Genomic DNA, 10492 nt, shown 5'->3' on the forward strand with positions numbered 1-10492 from the left:
CCGTGGTGCTCGACGACCTCACGTTCGGCCGTCCGGCCGTCCGGCATCGCGACGTGATCCACGCGCAGGGCGAGGATCGCGCCGCTGTAGACGGCGCGCGAGTCGAGAGTCTCGAATTCGTGCCGGCCGGTGTCGGTCATGGTCGGTCTCGCCCTATCCCGCGCTGTCGACGGACGCGACCTCGTCGCGGTCGGCGGAGTCGGCGAGTTCGTCATCGGTAGCGACGGCGGCGGCCCGCTCCTCACCGTGCACGTCGACGGGAAGCCGCTCTTCGAGCTTGTGCTTGAGCGCCGCGTCGACGAACGCCGCGAACAGCGGGTGCGGACGCGTCGGACGGCTCTTCAGCTCGGGGTGCGCCTGCGTCGCGACGAAGAACGGGTGCTGGTCGGCCGGGTACTCGACGAACTCGACGAGGTGACCGTCGGGCGAGGTTCCGCTGAACCGGAGTCCGCTCTTCGCGATCCGGTCGCGGTACGCGTTGTTGACCTCGTAGCGGTGACGGTGACGTTCCGACACCTCTTCGCTGCCGTACGCGCGGGCCACCACGGACCCCTTCGTGAGGACGGCGGGGTACGCGCCGAGGCGCATCGTGCCGCCGAGATCCGCCTCGCCGGCGATGACGTCTTCCTGGTCGGCCATCGTGGAGATCACGGGGTGCGTGGTCTCGGGCTCGAACTCGGCGGAGTTGGCGTCGTCGAGGCCCACGCTGCGCGCAGCCTCGATCACGACGCACTGCAGGCCGAGGCACAGTCCGAGCAGCGGGATCTTCCGGTGACGGGCGTACCGGATCGCGCCGAGCTTGCCCTCGATACCGCGGATTCCGAAGCCGCCGGGAATCAGCACGCCGTCGACGTCGCCGAGGGCGGCCTGAGCGCCCGCCTCCGTCTCACACGCGTCGGACGGCACCCAGGAAATTTCCACCTTCGAGCGGTTTGCGAACCCGCCGGCGCGCAGCGCCTCGGTGACGGACAGGTAGGCGTCCGGCAGGTCGACGTATTTTCCGACCAGGGCGATCCGCACGGTCTCGCGCGGCTGGTGGACGCGCTCGAGCAGGTTGCCCCACACGGTCCAGTCCACGTCGCGGAACGGCAGACCCAGCTGACGCACCACGTAGGCGTCGAGGCCCTCGCTGTGCAGCACCTTCGGGATGTCGTAGATCGAGGGCGCGTCGGGGGTCGAGATGCAGCCGTCGACGTCGACGTCACACATGAGCGCGATCTTGTTCTTCAGCGCGGGGGGTACCTCGCGGTCGCAGCGCAGGATCAGCGCGTCGGGCTGGATACCGATGTTCCGCAGGGCCGCGACCGAGTGCTGGGTGGGCTTCGTCTTGAGCTCACCCGACGGCGCCAGGTACGGAACCAGCGAGACGTGGAGGAAGAAGACGTTGTCGCGACCGACGTCGTGGCGCACCTGACGGGCGGCCTCGAGGAATGGCTGCGACTCGATGTCACCGACGGTGCCACCGATCTCGGTGATGACGACGTCGGGCTGGTGTCCCTGGAGGTCCGGTCCGCTCATGGCGAGGATCCGGCTCTTGATCTCGTCCGTGATGTGCGGGATGACTTGGACGGTGTCGCCGAGGTATTCGCCGCGCCGCTCCTTGGCGATGACCGTCGAATACACCTGGCCGGTGGTGACATTCGCCTGACCGGACAGGTCGCGGTCGAGGAAGCGCTCGTAGTGGCCGACGTCGAGGTCGGTCTCGGCGCCGTCTTCGGTGACGAAGACCTCACCGTGCTGGAACGGGTTCATCGTGCCCGGATCGACGTTGAGATACGGATCCAGTTTCTGCATGGTCACGCGCATTCCCCGCGCGGTGAGCAATTGCCCGAGGCTCGAGGCTGTGAGGCCCTTGCCGAGTGAGGAGGCGACGCCGCCGCTCACGAAGATGTGCTTGGTAGCGGTACGCGAATGAGTGCGTGATTGTGGCAAAGGGGCTCCCGTGACGACTGTGCAGGGCTTGGTCTGTTCGAGCAATGCTGGGGCCTGCCGACCCACGGGACTTCACGGTAACACCTTGTCGTACGTCCCGGAAACAACGCGCCGCGATTGCCCGCCCCGATGTGACGCGCGCTACGCCGGGGTGGCCCCGACGGTGACTCCGGTCGTGCCGGGCCCGGTGCCGTACCGGCCGGCGCCGCCGTTCAGTTGCTCCTGCAGCGCGAGCGGAACGGTGATCTTGCCCGCTTCCCGGTCGATGTTGTCGATCGTCGTGAGCGCCGCGGAGAGGGCCGCGTCGGCCCGCGCGACGGCGACCGCACCGTTGCCCTGCGCCGACGCCGGACGCCCGGCGAGAACCGCCCCGGCACCGCGCGAATCCAGCGCGCCCGCGAACCGGGCCACCACCGCACCGCGGTTGCCGCTGACACCGTCCTCCACGTCGCGGTCGCCGGTCAGCACCACCGCGACCTGTGCCGGTTGGACCGCACCGTCGTCGTAGCTGACAAATCCCGCACCGCGGAGGGTCTCGAGGGCGAGCGCCATCTCCTGTGCGGAACTCTGCGGCTGGCCCGTCTCCTTACCCAGCATGAGGACCGAGCCGAGCAGGTCGCCTGCGAGGCTGCCCTGGTCGACGGCCCCAGTCTTCAACGTGACACCCGCAGGGATCACATTGTTGACGACCGTCCGGAGCCGGTCACCGCCCGTCGCGTCCACGAACGAATCGGTCAACGACACCCGGCCGGTCACCGACCCACCTGCCTGAGCGATCATGCGGTTGACCCCGTCGAGGTCGGCGGGGTCGGCATCCGGGGTCGTCACGACCATCACGGTGCGTTGCGCCAGAGTGTCGGCCACCACGCGGCCGCCCACGGCGGAATCGAAGCCGTCCGCCGAGTTCAGCTGCTCGGTCAGCTGGTTGTTGCGTTCGTTCGCCTTCTCCACGTCGGTCTGCAGGTCGGCCTTGTCGTCGCGCAGCCCCGAGACGAGACCGCTCGACAACAGGCCGGAACCCATCACCACGCCTATTGCCAGAGCCAGGAAGATCGCCGCAATGGAAATGGCATGGTGACGCAGAGAAATCACTTGAAGAACCCCTGGACCCACAACGCGAAGCTGTTCCATGTCGCGACGGCCCAGTCCAGTGCCTCACCACCGATGTTCGACACCACCAGGGCCACGATCACCGCGACCAGTGCGGCCAGTACGAGCAGCGCGATCGCGCCGCCCGACACCCGGCTCCGGTACAGGGTCGCCACGGCCTTCGCGTCCACCAGTTTCGGCCCGACCTTCAGCCGGGTCATGAACGCGGACGGGTTGCTGTCGCGGCGGCCGCGGTCGAAGAATTCGTCGAGGGAGACGGTGCTCCCGACCGTGACGATCAGCGACGCGCCGTGATGATCGGCCAGCAGCAGCGCCAGGTCGGACGGGGACCCGGAGGCGGGGAACGTCATCGCTCCGATGCCGAGGTCCTGGATCCGTGACAGACCGGGGGCGTGACCGTCCTGGTCGGCGGGGAGCACCACCTCGGCGCCCGACTTGAGCGTCGCGCTGGTGATGTCCTCGGGGTCGCCGACGATGAGATCCGGGCGATAACCCGCCGACTTCAGGACGTCGGCGCCTGCCCCGACGCCGATGAGGATCGGCGAGTACTCCTTGATGAACGGCTTGAGGTTCTTCAGGTCGGACGCGTGGTCCGGGCCGTCGGACACGATCACGACGTGCCGTTCCTTCATGTCGACGTCGACGTCGGGGACGCCGACTCCGTCGATCAGCAGCGGACTTTCGGTGCGGATGAACTCGATGGTGTTGCCGGAGAACGCCTCGAGATGGTCGACCAGACCGGTCTTCGCCTCGATCATCCGGTCGGAGATCTCCGCCTCGGTCTGTTCGTCGCCCTTCGCGATGCGCCGTTCCCCGGAGTAGACACCTCCCCCGTTCACCCGGACCTTGCTGCCGTCCTTGATGCTCTTGAAGATCTCGGTGCCTGCCGAATCCACCAGGAGGATCCCGTTGGCGACGATCACCTCCGGTCCGAGGTTGGGATAGCGCCCCGAGATGGAGGGCGACGCGTTGATCACTGCGAGAACGCCGGCCTTCACCAGGGCGTCCGCGGTCCCGCGATCGAGGTCGAGCTCATCGAGAACGACGATGTCACCGGGTCCGACGCGTCGCAGCAACTTGGCCGTGTTGCGATCCACCCTGGCGATGCCGCTGACCCCAGGCAAAGTTTCGGTGTTACGTGACAGCAGTGCCGGCATCTTCATGAGTTCGATGATGGACCGGAAGCCGGACCGACCTGTGGAGGCGCGCCGAACCGTTTACCACATCAGTCACACCATTACCACGGGTGCGGGCGGTCCGCAGGGCCGGTCAGGCGGAACGCTCGGCGTTGGCGGTGGCCAACAGCTCCTCCGCGTGGGCGCGACCGGTCTCGGTGTCGTCGAGTCCGGCGAGCATGCGCGCCAGTTCGACAACCCGCTCGTCGTCGGTGAGCGTGTGCACACCACTGCTGACGACGCCGTCCGCGTCGTCGACCTTGTCGACCACCAGGTGGGTGTCCGCGAACGCCGCGACCTGCGGCAGGTGCGTCACGACGATGACCTGGTGTGTCCGGGCGAGCCGGGCCAGTCGCCGGCCGATCTCGACCGCGGCCCGACCGCCGACGCCGGCGTCGACCTCGTCGAACACCATCGTCGCGCCTGAGTCGGACCCGGCGAGCACCACCTCGAGTGCCAGCATCACGCGCGAGAGTTCACCGCCGGACGCGCTCTTGCTGATGGGCAGCGACTGTGCGCCGCTGTGCGCCGACAGCCGGAATTCCACTTCGTCGACGCCGGACGAACCCGCGTGCAGTTCCGTCCCGTCGACGGTGAGCGGCGCCGTGTCCTGAGGTCCGGCGATCCGGGGCCGGACGGACACCTCGAGAGCGGCCCGGCCCATCGCCAGACCAGCGAGTTCGGAACTGACGGCCTTGGCGAGCTTGACCGCCGCCTTGACGCGGGCGGCGGTCAGCTTCGACGCGGCCTCCGCGGTGGACGCCGCCGACTCCTCGACCTGCTTCGTCAGCGCCGCCAAAGCATCGGAGGAGACGTCGATCTTCTCGAGCCTCGCACGGGCGTTGTCTGCCCATTCCAGTACGCCGTCGACGTCGGCAGCGTACTTGCGGGTGAGGTTCTTCAGTTCCGCCTGCCGCGACAGCAAGGAGTCCAGTGCCCCCGGATCCGCGGGAAGCCCGGCGAGATACGTGGTCAGGTCGGCGGAGACGTCCGTGATCACCGCGATCGCGTCGGCGAGGCGCGGTCCGAGCCCGTCCAGTTCGGGGTCGGTGGCCGATTCGATCCGGGCCCGCGCCTCGGACAACAGATCCAACGCGGGTGCGCCGACACCGTCGCCGTCCATGTCGTCGCCGCCGGCGAGCGCGGCGTGCGCTTCCTCGGCCGCAGAGCGCAGCGAGTCGAGTTCACTGAGCCTGCGCACCTCCGACACGATCGACTCGTCCTCACCCGGGGTGGGCGCGACGCCGTCGATCTCGTTGAGGGCGAACGTCAGTTGGTCGGCTTCCTGCGCGAGTTCCCGGGTGCGCCCGGTGCGTTCGATCAGTTCGGTTCGCGCGGTCACCCATTCGTCGCGGTGCTTGCGGTACCGCGCCAGCAGCGGGCCGACCGTCTTGTCCGCGAACCTGTCCAGGGCGGCGCACTGCTGGTCGGGCCGGAGCAGCCGCAGCTGATCGTTCTGCCCGTGGACGGTGAGCAGTGGGTCGGTGAACTCGGACAGCACACCCGCCGGAACGCTGCGCCCGCCCAGGTGGGCGCGGGACCGTCCGTCGCTGCCGACGGTCCGCACCGCGATGATGGTGCCGTCCTCGTCTCGCTCGGCGCCGGTCGATTCGAGGAGCCGGGTCACGGCCCGTTCGACGTGCTCCGAGCCCTCGTCCGTCATGAACCGGCCCTCGACCACGGCACGGGGCGCGCCGAGACGCACCCGGCCCGCGTCTGCCCGCGCACCGCTGAGCAGGTGCAGGCTCGTCACCACCATCGTCTTGCCCGCACCGGTCTCACCGGTGAGCACCGTCAAACCTTCGTGGAATTGCGCCGACGCCTCGGAGATCACACCGAGGTTGTCGATCCTGATCTCTGCCAGCACGTTTAGGGCTTCCTTCCTCGCCACCCGGTGACGGGCAGCTCGAACTTTCGCACCATCCGGTCTGCGAACGGCGCCGAATCCAGTCGTATCCACCGCACGGGTTCCTTGCCACGCACCACTTCGACGCGGGCGCCCGCGGGCAGCTCGAGGGTCCGGCGACCGTCGCAGAACACCAGACCGTCGTGGCTGCCGGCCACCGTCTCCACCGCGATCAGCGAGTTCGGGCTCGTCACGAGTGGGCGCGCGAACAGCGCGTGCGCGTTGCTCGGGACCACGAGCAGGGCCTCCAGCTCCGGCCACACCACGGGGCCACCTGCCGAGAACGCGTATGCCGTCGACCCGGTCGGGGTGGAGATGAGGACGCCGTCGCAGCCGAAGGCCGACACGGGGCGGCCGTCCACCTCGAGCACCACCTCGAGGACACCGAGCCGGGACCGGTTCTCGATGCTCGCCTCGTTTAGTGCCCAGCCGCGTTCGATGATTTCGTCGTCCACCCGGACCAGCACGTCCAGCGTCATGCGGTGTTCGATGCGGTACTCACGACGCACCACCTGGGCGAGCGCCTCGTCGAGGTGCTCGGCCTCCGTTTCCGCGAGGAACCCGATGCGGCCCAGGTTGATGCCCAGAACCGGAATGGACGCGGCCTGGGCGAGTTCCGCTGCCCGCAGGAACGTTCCGTCTCCGCCGAGCACGAGCACCATCTCGCAACCGAGGGCGGCGTCGGGGCCGGCCTGGACGATGGTGACTTCCAGCCCGGGAACCAGGAATTCGTCGGCCGCCATGCCGTCCATCGGTTCGATTCGGGTGCTGTCGACCTCGTCGACGAGGACGCGCAGTCCGATCCCGGCCCGCTCGAAGATCTTGCCGACGCGTCGCGCGGTCTCCGTGATCTCGGCGCGGCCCGGGTGCGCAACGAGCAGGATTTCCCGCTCGCGTTGCTGGGTGCCGCTGCTTCCCCCGCTCACTGTGGTCCCTCCTGCACCGCGGTGCGGATCAACTCTTCTATCGACTCGACCGGTACATCATCCGTCCCGGGTGTGACATCCGCGCGGAGCCACAGGAAGTACTCGACGTTCCCCGACGGTCCCGGCAGCGGACTGGCCACTGCACCGACGGTACGCAGTCCCAGCGACGCTGCCGTCTTCGCGACATCCAGTACCGCGGCGACGCGCAACTCCGGGTCACGCACCACACCACCGGAGCCCACGTGGTCCTTGCCGACCTCGAACTGCGGCTTCACCATCGGAATCAGATCTGCGCCGTCGGTTACGCAGGCGACGAACGCCGGGAGGACGAGCTTCAGGGAGATGAACGAGAGGTCCGCGACCACCAGATCGACCGGGCCACCGATCTGCTCGGCGTCGATGGATCGCACGTTGGTCCGGTCGATGACGTGGACGCGGTCGTCGGACTGCAGCCGCCACACCAGCTGGCCGTAGCCGACGTCCACCGCCACGACCTCCCGCGCGCCGTGGTGAAGCAGCACGTCGGTGAAGCCGCCGGTGGACGCGCCTGCGTCGAGGCAGCGCTTGGCCTCGACCTCGAGTCCGCGGGGGCCGAACGCCTCGAGCGCACCGAGGAGTTTGTGGGCTCCGCGCGATGCCCAGGACACTTCGTTGTCGACCTCGACCACCCGCAGCGGAGTTCCCGCTTCGATTGCGGTGGCGGGTTTGGTCGCTGCCGCTCCCGAGATCAGTACTCGGCCGGAGGCGATGAGTTCTTGCGCGTGTTCGCGGGACCGGGCCAGTCCCCGCCGAACGAGTTCGGCATCCACCCGTGCTCGACGGGCCACGTCAGATCTTGTCCACGGTGGCCAGCGCCTCCACCAGCACGTCGTGCGCCTTCTCGAGAAGATGGGCTTTGCGTGGGATGACTCCGACGCCGTGCTCGTCGTCAGGATCCGGTTCGACGGCTCCGAGCCGCGACAACAATCCATCGACCTCCGAGTGGATCGTCTCGGGGTCGACACTCTGAGGAGGCCCAGGTAGATGGGCTCCCGGGCGCGGTATTGGCGTGCTCATCGGGCACAACGCTAGTCCATCGCGTTCCGATACGCATACAGCGAATCGCGTGACGGACAACGCGGGTCTGCCGGGTTTCAGGCACCCTAGCCGGAGGCGACCGCACTCACCGCGGGCGTCGTCGACGTGATTCGCGCGAAGTCGGGGAACTTCCAGGCAGCAACGGCCACGGCCCGCAGCAGAGCGGCCGAATCCACCGGCGCGGCGGAATCGGCGGTCGGTTCGATCACCAGGTCGGTGCCGTCGAACTCGACGGACCACCGGCTGTCCTCGCCGATGAGGGATTCCTCGGCGGGGCGGTTGAGCGCGTCCAGTTCGGACGCCAGATAGGTGGGCCGTTGCTCCGGGGCGGCACGCAGCACGTCGACCGCGGTGCTCACTCCGGTGAGCACCAGCAGCGAGTCGAGACCGACATTGTTGGCGCCTTCGATGTCGGTGTCCAGCCTGTCGCCCACGACGAGCGGGCGCGAGCACCCGCTGCGGAGCATCGCGTCTTCCATCAGCGGCGCGGCCGGTTTACCCGCCACGAGAGGTTCGCGGGACGTCGCCGTGCGTAGCGCCGCGACCATCGATCCGTTGCCGAGGACGAGTCCGCGTTCGGTGGGGAGGGTCGAGTCCAGGTTCGCCGCCACCCAGACCGCTCCGGCCCGGATCGCGAGGGTCGCCTCGGCGAGTATCGCCCAGTCCGTCGTCGGCGAATGTCCTTGGACGACAGCCGCGGGCGCGTCCTCGAACGACCGCACCGGGCGCAGTCCGACTTTCCGGACTTCGTCGGCGAGCGCTTCGGTGCCCACGATCAGGACCGGCGAATCGGGGGCGACGTTCTCCGCGAGCAGCCTGGCCGCGGACTGGGAACTCGTCACCACCGTCGACTCGTCGGCGTCGAACCCGAGTTCGGTCAGGTGTTCCGCGACCTCGCCCGGGCTGCGACTGGCGTTGTTGGTCACGTAGTAGCAGGACTGCTCCGCGGCCGCCAAAGCCTCTCGCGCGCCGGGGATTTCCTGCGACCCCTGGTACAGGGTGCCGTCCAGGTCGAGCAGCAGGGCGTCGTAGCCGTCGCGCAGAGCCGTCACTGATCGTCTCCGGTCAGCTCGGCCACACGCTCCTCCGCGTCGGTGTCACCCTCGAGATCCGCGGCGGCGGAATTGAGGAACCACTTGAGTCCGTCCTCGATGCGGCCGGCAGCCACCAAGGCGTCCGCATACGCGTAGAACAGGCGAGCGGCACCGGGGCCGGTCCGCGAGGCGTCGAGATCGGGGGTCTGCAGCGTGACCACGGCCTGGTCGAACTGACCGAGGTCCATGCGCGCCCCGGCGACCACCATGCGCAGCTCGGCTGCCTCGTCACCGGACAGCGCAGCAGCTTCCTCGCTCCGACCGAGTTCGATCGCACGCTCCGGGCGGCCCAGTCCGCGTTCGCAGTCCGCCATGACCGCGAGCAGTCCGGGACCGCCGGCCATGCGACGAGCGGCGCGCAACTCCGACAGCGCCTCGGCCCATTCGCCGGCGTGGTACGCGGTGATACCCGCGGCCTCACGCACGATGGCAATGCGGCCCGCACGCTGGCGCGCGGCGCGGGCATGCGCGAGCGCAAGTCGCGGATCGTCGTCGACGAGCTTGCCTGCCATCACCAGGTGACGCGCAACCGTGTTCGCGTTTGTCTTGTCCAGGCTCAGCAGGTCGCGGCGTACAGCGGGATCGAGCTCGCCGGCCTCGACGTTCTCGGGCAGATCCGGTTCGTCCGGACGCGCCTGCTGCCGCTGCGGACGGTCACCTTCACGTCCGCGAGGCGCGAAGCCGCCCTCGCCGCCACGACGGGGTCCACCACCGCGACGGTCGCCACCGGCGCCGCCACGATTGTCGCGCGAATCGCGACGGGGACCACCGGTCGAGCCACCCCGACCCGAACCGCCGGCGCCGCCGGACGCACCGCCCCGATTGCTGTTGGAGGCACCGCCCCGATTGCTGTTGGAGGCACCGCCTCCGCGGAAGGATCGACGTCCGTCGTCACTCTCCGACACAGTCATTCCTTTCACACAAACCACGAAAGGGGACCCAGTATATTGGGTCCCCTTTCGGTAACGGATGTTCGGCGGTGTCCTACTCTCCCACACCCTGTCGGGTGCAGTACCATCGGCGCTGGAGGGCTTAGCTTCCGGGTTCGGAATGGGACCGGGCGTTTCCCCTCCGCTATGGCCGCCGTAACTCTATGAAACTGTCACACACTCATTTTCTTTTTGTTCCCTCAACTCGGGCACCCTGCTGGGTGACCGGTGGGGTTGAAATGAGTATCTGTGTGTTGTTTCAGATACTGCACAGTGGACGCGTAGCTTCTTTGTGGTAAGTCCTCGGCCTATTAGTACCAGTCACCTGCATCCGTTACCGGAC

The 10492-nt window shown here is 68.3% G+C and carries 9 protein-coding genes, 1 rRNA gene and 1 pseudogene; all 11 read right to left on the bottom strand.

Going from position 1 to position 10492, the window contains the following annotated elements; translation table 11 throughout:
* Positions 1-140: pseudogene (locus tag ACNJ7E_RS03610) on the bottom strand (ADP-ribose pyrophosphatase); the annotation flags it as partial.
* A gap of 13 nt (positions 141-153) precedes the next feature.
* Positions 154-1932, bottom strand: a complete 1779-nt coding sequence (gene pyrG / locus ACNJ7E_RS03615) for a CTP synthase (RefSeq protein WP_025432832.1) — start codon at positions 1930-1932, stop codon at positions 154-156.
* A gap of 141 nt (positions 1933-2073) precedes the next feature.
* Positions 2074-3024 carry a copper transporter gene (locus ACNJ7E_RS03620; protein ID WP_280784906.1) on the bottom strand — a complete coding sequence of 317 codons (951 nt, stop codon included), beginning with the start codon at positions 3022-3024 and terminating at the stop codon, positions 2074-2076.
* Entirely contained in the window at positions 3021-4205 is a 1185-nt protein-coding gene (steA, locus tag ACNJ7E_RS03625) for a putative cytokinetic ring protein SteA (RefSeq protein ID WP_283335179.1), read from the bottom strand. Before steA ends, ACNJ7E_RS03620 begins: the two co-directional genes overlap by 4 nt.
* Positions 4206-4311: 106 nt before the next feature.
* Entirely contained in the window at positions 4312-6084 is a 1773-nt protein-coding gene (gene recN, locus ACNJ7E_RS03630) for a DNA repair protein RecN (RefSeq protein WP_105422601.1), read from the bottom strand.
* A gap of 2 nt (positions 6085-6086) precedes the next feature.
* Positions 6087-7049, bottom strand: a complete 963-nt coding sequence (locus tag ACNJ7E_RS03635; protein WP_009473603.1) for an NAD kinase — start codon at positions 7047-7049, stop codon at positions 6087-6089.
* Positions 7046-7876, bottom strand: coding sequence for a TlyA family RNA methyltransferase (locus tag ACNJ7E_RS03640; protein WP_280784908.1), 831 nt, complete (start codon positions 7874-7876; stop codon positions 7046-7048). Before ACNJ7E_RS03640 ends, ACNJ7E_RS03635 begins: the two co-directional genes overlap by 4 nt.
* Position 7877: 1 nt before the next feature.
* Positions 7878-8105: a hypothetical protein gene (locus ACNJ7E_RS03645; RefSeq protein WP_280784909.1), complete on the bottom strand. Its 228-nt coding sequence runs from the start codon at positions 8103-8105 to the stop codon at positions 7878-7880.
* Between the two features lie 86 nt (positions 8106-8191).
* Positions 8192-9178 carry an HAD-IIA family hydrolase gene (locus tag ACNJ7E_RS03650; RefSeq protein WP_418339153.1) on the bottom strand — a complete coding sequence of 329 codons (987 nt, stop codon included), beginning with the start codon at positions 9176-9178 and terminating at the stop codon, positions 8192-8194.
* Positions 9175-10131, bottom strand: coding sequence for a tetratricopeptide repeat protein (locus tag ACNJ7E_RS03655; RefSeq protein ID WP_280784911.1), 957 nt, complete (start codon positions 10129-10131; stop codon positions 9175-9177). Before ACNJ7E_RS03655 ends, ACNJ7E_RS03650 begins: the two co-directional genes overlap by 4 nt.
* A gap of 60 nt (positions 10132-10191) precedes the next feature.
* Positions 10192-10308 (bottom strand): 5S ribosomal RNA (gene rrf / locus ACNJ7E_RS03660).
* Positions 10309-10492 lie beyond the last annotated feature (184 nt).

It is taken from the genome of Rhodococcus mengyinensis, assembly GCF_048381435.1.
Lineage (GTDB): Bacteria > Actinomycetota > Actinomycetes > Mycobacteriales > Mycobacteriaceae > Rhodococcus_F > Rhodococcus_F opacus_D.

What these genes read in the sequence shown, in the direction of transcription:
- steA (WP_283335179.1), bottom strand. Translation starts at nt 4,205, where the DNA reads ATGAAGATGCCGGCACTGCTGTCACGTAACACCGAAACTTTGCCTGGG.
- ACNJ7E_RS03645 (WP_280784909.1), bottom strand. Translation starts at nt 8,105, where the DNA reads ATGAGCACGCCAATACCGCGCCCGGGAGCCCATCTACCTGGGCCTCCT.
- ACNJ7E_RS03655 (WP_280784911.1), bottom strand. Translation starts at nt 10,131, where the DNA reads ATGACTGTGTCGGAGAGTGACGACGGACGTCGATCCTTCCGCGGAGGC.